This window comes from Sinorhizobium numidicum, from assembly GCF_029892045.1.
GTDB lineage: Bacteria > Pseudomonadota > Alphaproteobacteria > Rhizobiales > Rhizobiaceae > Sinorhizobium > Sinorhizobium numidicum.
The window spans coordinates 532843-547969 of the sequence record NZ_CP120367.1; the positions used below are offsets into that span (position 1 = coordinate 532843).

Annotated in this window: 15 protein-coding genes; 10 read left to right on the forward strand and 5 right to left on the reverse strand. The window is 59.1% G+C overall.

Features of this window, described 5'->3' with window-relative positions; genetic code table 11:
* Nucleotides 1–376: 376 nt before the first annotated feature.
* Complete coding sequence (locus tag PYH37_RS02595; protein ID WP_280732480.1) at nt 377–1030, reverse strand: TerC family protein; 654 nt, start codon at nt 1028–1030, stop codon at nt 377–379.
* A 1238-nt stretch (nt 1031–2268) separates the two neighbouring features.
* On the opposite strand from PYH37_RS02595, the gene PYH37_RS02600 reads away from it, so the two are divergent.
* Together PYH37_RS02600 and ligD are read left to right on the forward strand one after the other, a co-directional pair.
* Entirely contained in the window at nt 2269–2685 is a 417-nt protein-coding gene (locus PYH37_RS02600) for a hypothetical protein (protein ID WP_280731886.1), read from the forward strand.
* 72 nt (nt 2686–2757) lie between these two features.
* A complete protein-coding gene (ligD, locus tag PYH37_RS02605) occupies nt 2758–3744 on the forward strand; it encodes a non-homologous end-joining DNA ligase (protein ID WP_280731887.1) in 987 nt (328 codons plus the stop codon).
* A 737-nt stretch (nt 3745–4481) separates the two neighbouring features.
* On the opposite strand, the gene PYH37_RS02610 is transcribed toward ligD, so the two are convergent.
* A complete protein-coding gene (locus PYH37_RS02610; RefSeq protein WP_280731888.1) occupies nt 4482–4721 on the reverse strand; it encodes a hypothetical protein in 240 nt (79 codons plus the stop codon).
* Nucleotides 4722–4834: 113 nt separating this feature from the next.
* On the opposite strand from PYH37_RS02610, the gene PYH37_RS02615 reads away from it, so the two are divergent.
* The 5 genes from PYH37_RS02615 (at nt 4835) to PYH37_RS02635 (ending at nt 8187) form a co-directional block, all read left to right on the forward strand.
* Nucleotides 4835–5266 carry a hypothetical protein gene (locus PYH37_RS02615; protein ID WP_280731889.1) on the forward strand — a complete coding sequence of 144 codons (432 nt, stop codon included), beginning with the start codon at nt 4835–4837 and terminating at the stop codon, nt 5264–5266.
* Between the two features lie 479 nt (nt 5267–5745).
* Nucleotides 5746–6195 (forward strand): thiosulfate oxidation carrier protein SoxY, encoded by a 450-nt coding sequence (locus PYH37_RS02620; RefSeq protein WP_280731890.1) that lies wholly within the window; start codon nt 5746–5748, stop codon nt 6193–6195.
* 45 nt (nt 6196–6240) lie between these two features.
* Nucleotides 6241–6543 carry a thiosulfate oxidation carrier complex protein SoxZ gene (soxZ, locus tag PYH37_RS02625; protein ID WP_342394648.1) on the forward strand — a complete coding sequence of 101 codons (303 nt, stop codon included), beginning with the start codon at nt 6241–6243 and terminating at the stop codon, nt 6541–6543.
* Between the two features lies 1 nt (nt 6544).
* Nucleotides 6545–6916, forward strand: a complete 372-nt coding sequence (locus tag PYH37_RS02630) for a c-type cytochrome (RefSeq protein ID WP_280731892.1) — start codon at nt 6545–6547, stop codon at nt 6914–6916.
* Nucleotides 6913–8187 carry an NAD(P)/FAD-dependent oxidoreductase gene (locus PYH37_RS02635; protein WP_280731893.1) on the forward strand — a complete coding sequence of 425 codons (1275 nt, stop codon included), beginning with the start codon at nt 6913–6915 and terminating at the stop codon, nt 8185–8187. The genes PYH37_RS02630 and PYH37_RS02635 overlap by 4 nt, the downstream gene beginning before the upstream one ends.
* 353 nt (nt 8188–8540) lie before the next feature.
* Here PYH37_RS02635 and PYH37_RS02640 read toward each other — a convergent pair whose 3' ends face one another.
* The 3 genes from PYH37_RS02640 to PYH37_RS02650 all read right to left on the reverse strand — a co-directional run bounded on the left by PYH37_RS02640 (nt 8541) and on the right by PYH37_RS02650 (nt 10939).
* The gene (locus PYH37_RS02640) at nt 8541–9011 is read right to left on the reverse strand and encodes a c-type cytochrome (RefSeq protein WP_280731894.1); all 471 of its coding nucleotides are present in this window, start codon (nt 9009–9011) and stop codon (nt 8541–8543) included.
* A 13-nt stretch (nt 9012–9024) separates the two neighbouring features.
* Nucleotides 9025–10161, reverse strand: a complete 1137-nt coding sequence (locus PYH37_RS02645) for a metallophosphoesterase family protein (RefSeq protein ID WP_280731895.1) — start codon at nt 10159–10161, stop codon at nt 9025–9027.
* Nucleotides 10162–10267: 106 nt separating this feature from the next.
* Nucleotides 10268–10939, reverse strand: a complete 672-nt coding sequence (locus PYH37_RS02650) for a carboxypeptidase regulatory-like domain-containing protein (protein WP_342394649.1) — start codon at nt 10937–10939, stop codon at nt 10268–10270.
* A gap of 291 nt (nt 10940–11230) precedes the next feature.
* Here PYH37_RS02650 and PYH37_RS02655 point away from each other — a divergent pair, with 291 nt between their 5' ends.
* The 3 genes from PYH37_RS02655 (at nt 11231) to groL (ending at nt 14920) form a co-directional block, all read left to right on the forward strand.
* Complete coding sequence (locus PYH37_RS02655) at nt 11231–11848, forward strand: SCO family protein (protein ID WP_280731897.1); 618 nt, start codon at nt 11231–11233, stop codon at nt 11846–11848.
* Between the two features lie 40 nt (nt 11849–11888).
* Nucleotides 11889–13181: a 5-aminolevulinate synthase gene (gene hemA / locus PYH37_RS02660; RefSeq protein WP_280731898.1), complete on the forward strand. Its 1293-nt coding sequence runs from the start codon at nt 11889–11891 to the stop codon at nt 13179–13181.
* Nucleotides 13182–13279: 98 nt separating this feature from the next.
* Complete coding sequence (groL, locus tag PYH37_RS02665; protein ID WP_280731899.1) at nt 13280–14920, forward strand: chaperonin GroEL; 1641 nt, start codon at nt 13280–13282, stop codon at nt 14918–14920.
* Nucleotides 14921–15127: the final 207 nt, after the last annotated feature.

Below are 15127 nucleotides of genomic sequence, written 5' to 3' on the forward strand. Positions count from 1 at the left end.
AATTCCGCTAAATCCCGGACAGCGATTCCACTAAGTCCCCGACAATTGCCGGGCGGATTTGACGGTCGGTTCTCGGCTGCGCCGTTCTGGCAAACTGGCCGCGCACGAGGCGTTGAGAGGGGGCCATGCCAGGACGGAAGCTTGAGGCGACGCTTCGACGGGCGCCAGAGATAGCGTTGTTTGCGCGAGGTCAACTTTCAGTTAATTGAGGAGCACACAGGCGCCGAGCTCTACCATCTTCTCCATTGCCTCGACAGCGACCGCCTAGTCTGCGAGGGTTCACCAGGGCTGCGGAAGGTGAGAAACGGGCGGCCTTGGTAGCTCGGTGAGCGCCCTACCGAGATGGCCAAGTACGCCCCGACGGCGAGGCCAAAGACTATATGGCTGCATACGCCACAATCTCGTGAACGCCTCGGTAAATCATCTCCATCGCAACATACAGGATGACCGCAAGGCCGACATAGGCAATCCAGCGGTAGTGCTGTAGCAGCCGAGCAATAAAGCCAGCAGCTACACCCATGAGAGCGATCGACAATGCCAACCCAAAGACGAGCACGCCGGGGTGTTCGCGGGCAGCGCCTGCCACCGCCAGCACGTTGTCAAGAGACATCGATACGTCGGCAATCACGATCTGCGACGCCGCTTGTGCAAAAGTCTTGCGCGGCGCATTTCCAGCGACCCTTCCATCGCTGTCGATATCGCGATCTTCCAAAGCTTCGTGGGCGTCGACATCGCCGTGCTGGCCAGCGCGCAATTCCCGCCACATCTTCCAGCAGACCCAAAGTAGGAGGATGCCGCCGGCGAGAAGCAGCCCGATGACCTGCAAGAGCTGGGTCGTAATCGCCGCAAACCCGATGCGAAGCACGGTGGCAGCCGCGATGCCCACAAGGATGGCCGTGTTGCGCTGTTCTTTGGGCAGGCCAGCGGCCGCCAATCCAATGACAATCGCGTTGTCCCCAGCGAGGACAAGATCGATCATGATGACCTGGAGAAACGCGGAAAGGGCTTCCGCCGTAAGAAATTCGGTCATTGGCATTCGCCTTTATGGTCGGGAGGGCCTGAATGCGATGGAACGATCCAGCCCGTCGCGGTCGGCTTTGACGAGCCCTAACATAGCCGGTTTGACGATAAGATCGGCGACCCCATCGAAGTCACTGACACAAGTTACTGCCCATCTATAATGCACCGAGCACCGCCCACAATAGAGCTAACGGGCAAGCTGAACAAAGACGCTAGGGGCTACATGACCAGAGCCATTGAGCTTTTCTCTAGCACGTGGTGCCCACGTTTGACGGCAGCGATGATTTTGTCGGGATCGGCGGCCCAAGTGTAAGCGATGTTTACGGCCGAAGGCGTGGTCGCGCTGCTACAAGGCCTCAGCCGTCAAACGCGTGCTTTCATTCTGTTGGGGCGAGGGCGCAGTTGTTCGCTTCTTCGAGCGAAGAAGTTCGTTCTAAAGCCCAGATAGGCGAGCGCGAGGATCACGCCCAACCCCAATGTATGCATTCGTGTAGAGTGTCACCAATAGCCCCAAGGCGATGCTGCTGCCGCCAGATTAGTCCGAAGCTTAATCGAGTATGGCTTGCCTTTCCGACGTTCGCTTGCGTATTCGTGGCAGTCACCGGGTTCCTTGCGCTGGTTCGTGGGACCGACTGACTTGTCCAAGAACAGGATCGACGGATGCGGCCATGTGGGCTTAACCGGCGTTCACTCTTCAACCGCGATCGCTCTGATGAGAGCTACCACTTGGCGACGAACCCGCGTGTCGCTTAGCTGAGCAAATGCCCGGTTAAGAGCAATACCCTCTGGACTGGACAGATGCTGGTCAAGGTCACCATCGGCCTTCGACACAGCGCCGCCGTCGCCTGGGCCGTCAAAGAGGTGGGAAACCGGCACGTTCAGTACGTCCGCGATGGCTTGAAGACGGCTCGAACTCACCGTGTTGGCGGCTTTCTCATATTTTGTACCTGCTGAAACGTCACTCCGATGGCCATATTGATCGAGCCCGGCAATGGCCCGCCTTTGGAAGGGCTTGAGAACGGCAAGTCGACCGCGATCAGGTTTGTGATTTCATCTTCAAATGTTCGCATGGCGCACTTTCAAATGCCGCATGAGCGGATGTCCGGTCCCCCTAAGTTTCGGATGTGGTGCGCCGCATCGCTGGTGAATGTTCTCATTATGTTCTCATAATTCTGCAAGTCAATGACGAGAGTTTGATCGTGTGCAAGCCGAAATATCTGCAACCGTTCGGGACCCTCCGAAGCGCCGATGCGTTTAGCAAGCTTGGATTACGCAATTGGAGGCAGGAGTTTGCACCGAGAACTGAATGCATCAGCGATCCACATAGCGCTGCTGGAGATCGATGACGACTTACGGCAGAGGCTCCTGTCTGGTCAAAAAATAGAACCGCCTGATCGTAGGAGCGCCGCTGCTATCGCCATTCATGTTTTCATGCGCGTGCGGCGCGACTACCAATTTCACCGGAACTCAGCGGAAGCGACCCAGGACGAGGTCATCGGGCAAATCGCCAACGCTATCTGGGCGGTTCCGGAGATGATTGTTGAGGACTTCGCGCGGAAGCCGCCGGGTCCACGTACCGCCGCTACGCACTACATCGCCCGCGAAATCTTTCGAGCGCTGACCGCTGCCTTTAAGCCGGTCTATGTTCAGGCCGACCATGGCTGATCTCGATTGATCCAGAGGTATTTTTAATGACATGGCACTGCCGTTAATTGGCCCTCGTACGTTAATGATCGCATGGCCAGAGCACCGCCAAAACCACCGAGCGACACGCCTCCACCAGACCCGATGCCGGATCGGATTGACCCATGCCTGGCGCTGCTGGTCAACAGTCCGCCGAAAGGGCCTGACTGGGCCTATGAGGTGAAGTGGGATGGCTACCGCGTGGCCGTGCACGTCGAGCCGGGGAGGGTGCGCGTCATCACACGTGGAGGGTATGACTGGACGCAGCGTTTTCCCGCCATCGCAGAGGAGGCGTGCGAGCTCGGGCACGACACGATGATCATCGACGGCGAGGCGGTCGTACTCGATGAGCATGGCCGGTCCGATTTCGGTGCGCTGCAGTGGGCGCTCGGCAAGCGGCCAAGCCTGCAAGATAACCGTGAGATCATCTTCTTCGCATTCGATCTGCTTTATATCGACGGGCACGATCTGCGGCGTCTGAAGCAGAGAGAGCGCCGGCGTCGTCTGGAGCCGATCGTCGCCGGCCGGACGGGTCTCATTCGTCTTTCGGAAGAGGCAGATGCTGTCGGCGACGAATTCCTCCGCGTCGCCTGCGAGCACGGTCTTGAGGGAATCATCGCAAAGCATCGCGAAAGCCCCTATCGCTCAGGCCGGCGTCCTGATTGGCTCAAGATCAAGTGTGTGCGCAGCGACAGCTTCTTGATCATCGGCTTCGAGCCATCGACCGCGATGCCCGGCGCGATCGCGCGGCTGCTTCTGGCCGCGAGAAAAGGTGACGAGCTCGTCTACGTCGGCGGCGTCGGTACCGGATTCTCGCGCGAGGTGGCGGTGGAGCTGCGTAAGCTGCTCGAGGGGATGGTCACGAAGAAACCGGCCGTCGCCTTAAAGCGGAAGGGTGCCGTATTTACCGAAACGGTGCTGGTCGCCGAGGTTGAATATCGCGCTTGGACGGAGGACGGGAAGCTGCGGCATCCATCGTTCAAGGGGATCAGGGAACGAGCTGATGATGCGACGGTGTATTCTCTGACACGTGAGCGGTAGTTCCCGAGGCAAACGACAGGGCGGAGCTCGGCGCAGGTTGAAAGCTCCTCGACTCCCATTGAACTGCAAAGTTGAATAGTTGACATCAAAGGGACTCCTAGCTACCTATGGTAGATTAACCCCTAATTTTGTAGTGTAGATTTTTTTACATGAAAGGGCGCCGGATGATCCGAAGCGTCGTTGAGGTTATTGCAGTTGTCGTTTGCGCCTCAATCGGAGTGGCACTGGTTACACTCGGAGTTGAGTTTGTCGAATACGGTAGCGTCTTGCAAATCCTGCTGGTTGTGTCGGCCGCTGTCGTGCTGAGCGCCGTAGCGATATGGAGCGCTTGGCGCATCTTCTATCATGAATACCCGTTTCACCCCGGGTAAGCCGTTGGTCTGCAACTCGTCCGCCCTTAGGCCGATGACGGAAACAAGGTCTGCGCAACAGGATGACGAGTCGGCGATATTCGACATCTCAACAGGCGGATCGTGATTTTTCCAGCTGAGCCAAAGCGCGGGTAGTAATTAGGCTTGGCCGGGCACCTGTTCATGTTCACATTTCGAAAATCAGCGTTCTCTAAGCATTGAAGGAGGAACGGGACAGCCGGAGAGGGGTTCCAATGGGCGGCCGGTGTTGGCGCTCGCTTAATCCCTCCCGCTCGGCACGTTCTTCAGCGTCTTTATGACATCGGCCGCATCAATGAGGGCATCGCGGATCTCTGCTGCGGAAAGCGTCCGGTGATGCGCGCTCGGCTATGCGATCAGGACCACAAGAGCGATCACGAGTACCCACGGGATCAGACCAAACCATCCTTCCATGGGGGCGTGGCAGAGCAGTGCGCCATCTGAGACACGTTTAAATCCCAACCAGTTAAACCCTGTCTCGGTAGAGGATGCGGGTTCTACGCGCACCTTCCCACGGGTGATGAGCGGCAATATGAGCCTAGCCGTGGTGTAGCCGATCACTTCAAGAATAAAGTCGATAATGACCAAGAGTGACGCCTCCGGCGCGATGTTCAATGGCAATAACTCGTCGCGAGGACGGCAAGTTGCGAGCTGATGAAGTCGCCTTCCGCTGCTGTTATACAAGACACGGAAGACGTTGATTGGCTGCCCAATTGATGAAGATGTCACGGTTTGGATTTTTGTTCTTGCTTCTCATCAGCATGGTGCAACGGGCGGCAGCAAGCTCCGATGAGGTCGAAAAGTTCGTTATTGCCGCTCTTGATCTCTCAGAATTTGAGACAATGCCAGCGGAACAGCGCAGGCAACTCGTTGAAGCTTCGTTGGCCTATTGGAAGAATTTTGACAGTCGCGTCCCGCGCAACTCTCCGGCTGATGCTGAATGGTTCCTCAGTGAACTGGATACGACCGATACAACTCGGATCGGTCGGGCAATAAACACCCCGGCATATGCTCTTATGCAGCTTTCCGACCTGGATTGCTGTCTCGTCGACTTTAAGAACGTCCCCCAAAAAACAACCGCTGCGGGGTCGTTTGCGGGAGAGTGGCAGACAGAAATGGACCGAGAAGCCTGACCGGGTGCTGCCGGTCGGGTGCGGCGCGACGATCAAAGTGAGCGCGCGTACGCCTTTGTCGTCATGACCTGCGTGCCCATGGTCGACAGCGCCCATGTCCTTCGCTCCTTCCGCTGACGCACGCCGCGGCTGGTGTCAGTGCGGTCGGGCGTTGGATGACGCTGACTTTTTTCGGCTGCGCTTTCATCGCTTCATCGTGCCACTCGTCGTCGACGGTCCGCTCAACCGCACCCCTCTTGTGATTTTGATCGAGCAGTGCGTGGCACCCCTCAACGAAGCGATATGGTCAAGTTCAATAATCGACGCAGGCACAAAGCATGCCGGGTATGCTTCAATGCAACCCTGGTAAACCCTGGGATCGTGGACAATTTACGGGGGAGGGGACAGGGTGTACTCTTTTCCGAGAACCGCGGTGGCGACCTTGAGGAGTGCAGGAAATTCCTGTTTGAATGCGTGCAAGCCGTCCCGGAGACAGAGCGATGAGCCTGACGCGACGTCATATGCTGACCAGCACAATCGGAACAGTGGCATGTGCGGTTGCCCTGCTGACGCCGAAGCGTGCGCGGGGGGCGGATGAGGTGGAGGACTTCCTGTGGCGCCTGACCGGGCGGAAGGCAACGCCTTCGAATCGGCTTCGCCTCGTGATGCCAGCGGAATTCCCGACCGGCTATACGGTGCCTATGAGCATCACGGTCGACAGTCCGATGACCGAGGCCGACCACGTTAAATCCGTCCGCGTTTTCGCTCCGAAGAATCCGCTCGTCGAAGTGGTGCAGTTTCATTTCGTTCCGGGGCGCAGCCTCTCCAGCGTCTCAACCCGCGTTCGGCTGGCCGCTCCGCAACATGTGGTGGCGCTTGCTGAGATGAGCGACGGTAGCCTACTGATGGCAAAGGCCTGGGTGGCTGTGGCCACGAATGGCTGTCTCTGAAATTTGCGCAAGGAGGTAGGCGTGACCACTCCCATACCCCGCGTGATGGTTCCGGGCTCGGTAGCAAAAAATGACGTATTCACGGTCAAGGCCATCATTCAGCACCAGATGGAGACGGGACTGCGCACCGATTCCACGGGCAAGACGATCCCGCGCAAGATCATCAACCAGTTCGTCTGCCGCTACGGCGGGCTCGAGGTCTTCCGCGCCGATCTGCACGAAGCGGTCTCGGCCAATCCGTTCCTGGAGTTCAATCTGCGTGCGACGGAAAACGGTCGCCTTGAGTTCTCCTGGCGGGAGGACGGCGGCGCGACCTATTCCCTCTTTCATGACATAGTGGTCACCTGACATGCAGCTCGTACGGAAGGCCGCGACTGTCTCGCGTGCGAAGGGCCTCGCAGCCGAAATCCGTTGGTTGCTCGGTGTTTCGCTTTCCGCAATTCTCCTTTTTCCCGGAAATTCGGCCGCCGAGGACGGGAGCCAGGGCGCGCAGATCGCCGCCACCTGTGCCTCCTGCCACGACCCAGCCGGCCGCGGGCAGGCCATTCCGCCGATTGTGGGAATGGACGAACAGGGGATCGTCAAGGCCATGCTCGCCTTTCGTGCAAGCGAAAGCCCCAGCCTTGTGATGCATGCCGTTGCACTGTCGCTCACCGACGGCGAACTGGCCGCGATGGCGCGCTATCTCACTGGAAAAGCCAACGCCGGATGGCAGCCATGACGGATTGGACGCGCCGCCAGATCGGTGGCCTAGTCGGAGGAGCGCTGCTGGGGGTGGCTGCGCCACATATTGCTCGTGGTCAGGGACGGCCGAGGGTCATAGTGATCGGCGGCGGCATCGGCGGCGCTACTGTTGCCCGATACCTCGCTGACCTGAAGTCAATCGACGTCACTCTGGTCGAACCGAACTCCACCCACGTCACCTGCTTCTTCAGCAATCTCTACCTTGCCGGTCTTCGCTCGCTCGCCTCCCTGACCTTCGGTCTGGAAACGCTGGCCGAACGCCACGGCATAACGATCATCCGGGACAGCGCGGTGGCGATCGATCCCGCAGGCAAAGGTGTTGAACTTCAGGGCGGCCCAAAGCTCTCCTATGACCGCCTCGTCGTCGCTCCGGGGATCGCCTTCAAATTCGGTGAGATCGGCGGCTATGACGAGGCAGCGGCAAAAATAATGCCGCATGCCTGGATTGCCGGACCCCAGAGCGAACTGCTGCGCCGGCAGCTCAAAAGCATGGACGACGGAGGTGTGTTCGTTATCGCTGCGCCTCCAAACCCGTTCCGCTGCCCGCCGGCCCCATATGAGCGGGCCTCGCTGGTCGCTTACTATTTCAAGCAGTTCAAACCGAAATCGAAGATACTCATTCTCGACGCGAAGGATACGTTTTCGGGTCAGGAACTGTTCCAGGATGCGTGGTCGCGTCATTATCCGGGCATGATTGAATGGCTACCGTCTCAGTTCACCGGGGCCATCAAAGCCGTAGATGTCGCGGCGCGATCGGTGGTAACAGAAGGCGAGACGTTCAGGGCGGCGGTCGCCAATATTATTCCGGCCCAAAAGGCGGGGCTCATCGGCGAGAAGGCAGGTCTCACCGACGCGTCCGGCTGGTGCCCGGTTGATCCCGTGACCTTCGAATCGACCTTGCAGCCCGGCATCCATGTCGTAGGCGACTCAATTATCGGCGGCGACATGCCGAAGTCTGCCTTCTCTGCAAACAGCCAGGCCAAAGCATGCGCTTTTGCCGTTGCGGCTTCCCTCACGGGCTCGCCTCACTTTCCGCCGCACCTGTTCAACTCGTGCTACACGTTTCTAGCGCCCGACGACGCTTTCACCAATGCCCTCACCTTCGCATCCGAGGGCGGAAAGATAAAAACCGTCAAAATGTTCATAAGCAAGGTGGGCGAGAGCGCTGAGGCCCGCCGCCGCACCGCCCATCATGCCGTGGGCTGGTATTCAGCCTTCACTGCGGACGTGTTCGGCGGAGGCTCCTGAAGGGGAGTCTGCCCACCAGCGATCTCTGATGGATCCGGGGCCGGCAGGCGCTGGAGCCGCATCGAATCCATAACCACGAGAACGCTCGATCCGGCCATGAGGGCCGCCTGGAGAATCGGCTGCGGAGATCCGAGGGCCGCGGCGGTCAATGCGATTGTAGCCAAAGGCCAGAGGAGATTGGTGAGAATGGTCCGGCGAACCGCGCGGGCCACGTCGACGACCCAAGGCAACATCCAAAGCCCGCCCTCGGGCAAGACGAGTGCGGTCTCTGCCAAACCATGCTGCCTCTTACCCGCGCCAGTTCGGGTTCACGCAAGGATTGCCGTGGCCGCTCAATCCGGACAGCGGCCGCACTAGTACTTGCCCGGCTGCAGCACTGAACCGGTGTTGGACCAGGTAATGTATGCTTCGAGCGCCTTCATTGCTTCGGATTCCGGGTCGATCTTCACGCCCTGCATAGGCTTCTCGATGCACCAGTTAATCATGTCGCGAAGGGTCGCGAACTTGGCTATCTGCGCTTGGAACTTCGGGAAGGATTGCGGATGGGTGTCCGATGCCATGGGATGACACATCGCGCAGGCCATTCCCGTATTCGACAGGTCGTCGGCGACGCCTAGTGCCTCGGCGGTTGCCTGGTCGCCATGGAAGAGGAGGTCGCCTTTTCTTACCTCCTCCATGAATGCTTCCTGGTAGAGCTTCAATTGCTCCGGCTTTACCGGATCTTTATGGGCGTTGGTCGGTCCCGCGAAAACGGCGGCAATGGCAATTCCCCCCACCAAGCCGAAGCGCCGCAGTGAACAGCGGATTTTCGAGTGGGTTGTCATGACCCTTCCTCCGCTAGAATGGCCACATGTTATCGGCGATCCTTGGGCGAATGACCTCCGAAACATGCTTGTCATGGTCTTCAGGGGACTGCACGAAGACTTCCTTGCGTCCCCACATTATATATTCGGTTTCCACCTTGTCGGTGGCTCCCACGTCGATCTTGCTCCAGCCGACACCATCATAAGGATCGCCCGGGTCGACACGGATCATCGGCTTGGTGAGCTTCGGCAAGCCTTCTGGCGCATAGGGCCAAGGCCAGGAGGTCGCCAGCATGCCGATCGACCGCATGGTGCCGATCTCGTTGTAAAGTACCTGATGCACGTGGCCGTGAATGTTGGTGACTTTGGCGAACGGCTTCAGCACTTCATGCACTTCGCGCCAGTCACGTATCCAGAAGTTCCAGGGCGGATAATATTCGTAGAGCGGGTTATGGCTAAAGATGACCACCGGCCGTGCCTTGTCCCAGTCGGCCAGCGTCTTTTCCATCCAGTCGAGCTGGTCCCTGCCGACGCCAGCCCATGGTCCGGCGACTGTGCCATCGAGTGTCGCCATATGGCCCATGCGCTCCTCGGGCGTCATGTTCTTGGCAGTCCAATAATCCGGTCCGCGACTGACGGTATCGAGGCCGATAAAGCGTACGCCCTTGTGGTCGAAAGACCAGTTGGGCTGGCCAAACAACTCGCCCCACTTCTTCCCCATGTCGAGGTACCAATCGTGCTCGCCCGGAATGTAATGTTTCGGGATCTTGATCTCCTTCAACAGGTCGACGCCGAGTTCGAGCTCCTCGATCTTCCCGAGTTGCGCGAGGTCACCCCCGAAGATCAGAAAATCGGCCGGTGGATCCATCGCCTGGACTTCCTGCGCTGCACGCACGACCTTGTCGACGAAGCGCGTGTTCAGGGATCGTGGATAGAGATGGGTGTCGGAGATCCAGGCAAACTTGAAGGGTGTTTCGGCTGCATGCGCGATGTCGAGCGTGTTGAGCAGCGGCCACCACGCAAAGGCCTGGCCCACCGTTGCTGCACCGAATATCAAAGAACCGTGAATGAATGTGCGGCGGGTGATCTTCAGCGAGTCGTCGGGACGAGCTCCTTCGGGTTGCAGTACGGAATGCATTTCGCGACGGATGCGATCGAGTTCGTCCGACATGACGTTTCCTCCTTTAAGGCCGAAAGAAGAACTCGGCCCACAGAGGCAGACATGGCTTGACAGCCACATCGTTACTTTTCTTGTTTTTAGCGTGCTTTACTTCGCACTACTTCTTTTTAAGCTCGATATCGAGCGTCGTGGCCTTTCCGCCCTCAACGCTGACAGGCATCTCAATCGGCCCGATGAAGGCCTGCACCGCCACGAGTTTATAGTCGCCCGGAGGAACATCCGTGATCGAGAATTTTCCGTCCGGGCCGGTCACTGCGTAGTAGGGATTGTCCACGACGTAGATCCAGCCCTCCATCCATCCATGCGCGTCGCAGTCGATGCGAACCGTACCTGGGCGGGGCAATTCGACGGGGATGCGTTGATCCTCGTTCGGCAGAGCCAGATTGAAGGCGGTGCGCTTGCCGTAGTAGCCATGGGTGTTATGCAGCACCGGGTCTGAGTTGATGACGTCAAGCGGTCCAGGGGCGATCACCTGCACTTCCGGCACAAAGCGGCATTTCTCATTGTCGAGTTCAGGTGTTTTGCCGGCCGCCGGCCAATCCTTGCCGGAGGCCACGTCGACCAAGTACACGACCGCGCTTTCGACCGCCTGATTTGCGCCAACGCGGATCAGCGGCTCTTCCCGTGGCTGGCCGCAAACCTCGACATCTTTGGTTGGTATGATCTTCTGCGTCGGAACGCTGTCACGATAGACGACAACGCCTTCGATGGAGCCACCTCCGGATACCGCGCTTACCTCGTAGGACAGCGCGGGCGGTGCCATCGTCATCAATGCAGCGGTTACGAGAAACCCGGAGAAGTGGCGCTTTTCCACAGCAAAACCTCCTCCCAAAGGAACATTGCATTCTCATTCAGAATGATTCTAATATCAAGTTGAAATCGCGATTTCGGTAGGGCTGGCGACGAATATGGCGACACGCAAGCGGGAAATTCCCGGCCGCGCCAAATCATATCGCATCGATCGGCTCTTTCTGACCAGCCCCGCCCCTCTCGCAGGCATCCGTTTGTGTCGCCGTCGACAGCGTATGGCGATAACATCGGCTCACGAGGAGTGAGGCACATGGAAGGGCGGTTCGGTCAGTGTAATGCTTCGGCCTTTACCCGCGCGGCCTTTTATCGCTTCATCTCAGCCGCGGCATTCCTCATCATCATCATTGCGCCTGTTTACGCCGCGTCGCCGGTGACGATCGGCGGACCGTTTAGCTTGATCGCACCGGACGGAACGACGGTAACCGACGCAAGCTTTCGGGGGAAATGGATGCTGGTCTTCTTCGGTTATACCCATTGTCCCGACACCTGCCCGACGACGCTGAGCGAGATTGCACTGGCCCTTGACAGGCTTGGCCCCGACGCGGCGAAGGTGCAACCGGTCTTCATCACCGTCGATCCCGAACGCGATACACCCGATGTGATCGGGCAGTATACCGGCGCGATCGACCGGCGCATTTTAGGGCTGAGCGGAAGTCAGCGGCAGATCGCTGCCGTCGCGCAGGAATATGGCGCCTATAGTGAGCGGCACCCATCGGAAGGTGATCCAGACGACTATGTCGTCCATCACAGCACGTATATCTATGTCATGGACCCTCAGGGCAGGTTCGTGCGCGGACTGGAGGCCGGCACGCCCGGTGACGCTATAGCTGACACGCTGCGGCGCCTGATGACGAAGGCCGGTCAGTAAAGCTACGTCGAAACCGAGCAACGCGGAGACAGGGAAGGCCATGCCGGAGCGCTTGTCGCATCCCGAAATGTCAGGGTTGGTGCCTTACGATCGGTTCTTCGCCGACGCGATAGCGCAACTCCATGCCGAGCAGCGCTACCGGGTGTTCGCGGACCTTGAACGGATCGCCGGTTGCTTTCCGCGTGCAATCTGGCATGCACCAGACGGACCAAAGGAAGTCGTTATCTGGTGTTCCAACGACTATCTCGGCATGGGGCAGCACCCAAGTGTGATCGCCGCCATGATTGAGACTGCGAGGCGTCTGGGAACAGGCGCGGGCGGCACGCGCAACATATCGGGAACCAGCCATCCCATGCTCGAGCTGGAAATCGAGCTTGCTGACCTCCATCGCAAGGAGGCGGCGCTGGTCTTCACCTCTGGTTATGTCTCAAACCAGACGGGAATCTCCACGCTTGGGAAGCTGGTCCCCGATTGCCTGATCCTATCGGATGCGCTCAACCACAACTCCATAATCGAGGGCATACGGCAGTCGGGCGCAGAAAAACGGATTTTCCGTCACAATGATCTCCGCCACCTTGAGGAGTTGCTGAGGATGGCCGGGCGGGCACGGCCAAAATTGATCGTGTTTGAAAGCCTCTATTCGATGGATGGCGACGTCGCCCCGATCCGCCGTATTTGCGATCTTGCCGATCGTTACGGGGCCATGACTTACCTTGATGAGGTCCATGCCGTCGGCATGTACGGTCCGCGCGGCGGCGGCATCGCCGAACGAGACCGTGTCGTGCACCGGATCGATGTTATCGAAGGAACACTGGCCAAGGCGTTCGGCTGTCTTGGTGGCTACATTGCGGGAAACGCCACGCTCATCGATGCGGTTCGCTCCTACGCCCCGGGGTTCATCTTCACCTCGGCGCTGCCGCCACCGATTTGTGCCGCGGCCACCGCCGCGATCCGCCATTTGAAGGTGTCGCAGTCTGAGCGCCAAGCTCATCAGAACCGGGTCCAGCGGGTGAAGGCCGAACTAACCGCGGCGAAGCTGCCGGTCATGGCCAGTGACAGCCACATCGTTCCGGTGCGGCTCGGCGATCCGGCGAGATGCAAGGCCGCGAGCGACATGCTGCTTGCCCAGCATGGCATCTACATCCAGCCGATCAACTACCCGACCGTGGCGAAGGGAACAGAGCGGCTCCGCATCACACCCTCTCCGTGCCACGACGACATCATGATCGGGCAACTTGTGACGGCGCTCAGCGATGTTTGGGATGAACTCGGGCTGCCCCGCGAAGGGGCGGCCTCCTCGGCGGAAAGAGGAGATTGCCGCGTGAAGTCTTAAATCGGAAATCGGTTTAGCGAAGGGACCCCACGATTGGGAAGCGTCATTGCGTCCTTGTTCATCCGCTCAGACGCCGCAACGCAGTAATGGAGGGAGACATGACGGCCAAGGAGATCAGAATCGCCTTCCAGGCGCGCGACAGCATGCTACATGGCATCGAGACGCTTGCACGCGCCGTCGCTGTCACGCTTGGGCCGCGCGGTCGAAACGTTGCCATCAACCGCTCCTTCGGCACGAAGATCACCAAGGACGGCGTGACGGTCGCGCGGGAAATCGAACTCGAGGACAGGTTCGAGGACATGGGCGTTCAGTTGCTCAGGCAGGTCGCCATCAAAACCTCCTACCTGGCGGGCGACGGCACGACGACGGCGGTGGTGCTCGCCGACGCAATCCTCAAAGGCGGTGTCCGGGCGGTCACTGCTGGTATGAACCCGATGGACCTGAAGCGCGGGATTGATCGTGCGGTCGACGCGATCGGCGCGGCATTGAAGCAGAATGCTAGATCGGTCACCTCAAATGACGAGATCGCACAGGTCGCCACGATTTCGGCCAATGGCGATCGGGAGATCGGCCAGATCATCGCCGAGGCGATGGCGAAGGTCGGCACCAATGGCGTGATCATGATCGAGGAAGGCAGGTCACTCGAAACCGAAAGCGAAGTCATCACCGGCATTCAGTTCGACCGCAGCTACATTTCTCCCCATTTTGTCACCAATCGAAACAAGATGCAGGTGGAGATGGAGGACGCGGTTGTCCTTGTTTGCGAGAAGAAGCTGTCGAGCCTTAGCGAAATATTGCCGCTGCTAGAAAAGGTCATGCAGGCCGACAAGCCGCTTCTTATCATTGCCGAGGACATAGAGGCCGAAGTCAGGGCGGCGCTGGTTGTCAACAGGCTGCGCGGCGGCCTGAAAGTGGCGGCCGTCAAGGCGCCCGCTTATGGCGAGCTCCGCAAGGCGATCCTGCAAGACATAGCATTGCTCACCGGCGGAAAGGTCATTTCCGAGGAGGTCGGCCTTAAGCTCGAGTCCATTTCGATCGACGACCTCGGCCGTGCTCGGAAGATCAGGGTGGACAAGCAGAATACCACGATCGCGGAAGGCGGCGGCTCAAGCGCGGAAATCGCTGCACGGATCGGCGCAATCAAGGCACAGCTTGAACTAAGTACGTCCGACTTTGATCGCGAGAAACTTCAGGAGCGGCTGGCACGGCTCTCCGCCGGGATTGCCGTGATCCGAGTCGGCGGCGCGACCGAGTCGGAGGTTAGGGAAAAGAAGGACCGTATCCGCAACGCGATGCATGCCACCCGTGCCGCCGTAGAGGAGGGTATCCTGCCGGGCGGTGGCGTCGCTCTCTTGCGCGCAAGCAAGGCGATTCGGACGCTGAAGGGTGAAAACCTCGACCAGCAGGCCGGCATCAACATCGTCAAGGAAGCCGTAGCCTGGCCGGCGAAACAGATTGCGTCCAATGCGGGTGAGGATGGCTCGCTCGTGGCCGCCAGAATTCTCCAAAACGATGACTACGGATGGGGCTACGATGCGCAAGCCGGAATGTTTCGCGATCTGCTGGTGGCCGGCATTGTCGATCCCACCAAGGTCGTGCGCACAGCACTTCATGGTGCCGCCTCAATGGCCGGTCTCATGATCATGACGGAGGCGATGGTGGCCGAGGTGCCTGGCCCGCCGCCGCCCGAGCTTCCCGGCCATCACGATCATGAGGACAATCTCGACATTGATTTCTAGCTCATCCCGCCGGTTCAGAGTGGTAGAGCTCTTCCGTGACAGATTGGAGGCCGAGAGAAGGTTTTCGGCGCCCGTCATGGACTTCGAAGACTAGAACTTACGCGCGAGGGCCGCAGCGCAATCACGTTCTTTACGCCGCCAGGTTTGCTGGTGTGCAACGCTGTGGGCTCCGCCATCGCCCGATTTCCCTGCTTGCATAAGAATCAA

Coding starts and splice junctions, on each gene's coding strand:
- ligD (WP_280731887.1), top strand. CDS start 2,758: ATGGCCAGAGCACCGCCAAAACCACCGAGCGACACGCCTCCACCAGAC.
- soxZ (WP_342394648.1), top strand. CDS start 6,241: ATGGTTCCGGGCTCGGTAGCAAAAAATGACGTATTCACGGTCAAGGCC.
- PYH37_RS02620 (WP_280731890.1), top strand. CDS start 5,746: ATGAGCCTGACGCGACGTCATATGCTGACCAGCACAATCGGAACAGTG.
- PYH37_RS02600 (WP_280731886.1), top strand. CDS start 2,269: ATGCGTTTAGCAAGCTTGGATTACGCAATTGGAGGCAGGAGTTTGCAC.
- PYH37_RS02640 (WP_280731894.1), bottom strand. CDS start 9,011: ATGACAACCCACTCGAAAATCCGCTGTTCACTGCGGCGCTTCGGCTTG.
- hemA (WP_280731898.1), top strand. CDS start 11,889: ATGCCGGAGCGCTTGTCGCATCCCGAAATGTCAGGGTTGGTGCCTTAC.
- PYH37_RS02630 (WP_280731892.1), top strand. CDS start 6,545: ATGCAGCTCGTACGGAAGGCCGCGACTGTCTCGCGTGCGAAGGGCCTC.
- PYH37_RS02650 (WP_342394649.1), bottom strand. CDS start 10,939: ATGACGATGGCACCGCCCGCGCTGTCCTACGAGGTAAGCGCGGTATCC.
- PYH37_RS02645 (WP_280731895.1), bottom strand. CDS start 10,161: ATGTCGGACGAACTCGATCGCATCCGTCGCGAAATGCATTCCGTACTG.
- groL (WP_280731899.1), top strand. CDS start 13,280: ATGACGGCCAAGGAGATCAGAATCGCCTTCCAGGCGCGCGACAGCATG.
- PYH37_RS02595 (WP_280732480.1), bottom strand. CDS start 1,030: ATGACCGAATTTCTTACGGCGGAAGCCCTTTCCGCGTTTCTCCAGGTC.
- PYH37_RS02635 (WP_280731893.1), top strand. CDS start 6,913: ATGACGGATTGGACGCGCCGCCAGATCGGTGGCCTAGTCGGAGGAGCG.
- PYH37_RS02655 (WP_280731897.1), top strand. CDS start 11,231: ATGGAAGGGCGGTTCGGTCAGTGTAATGCTTCGGCCTTTACCCGCGCG.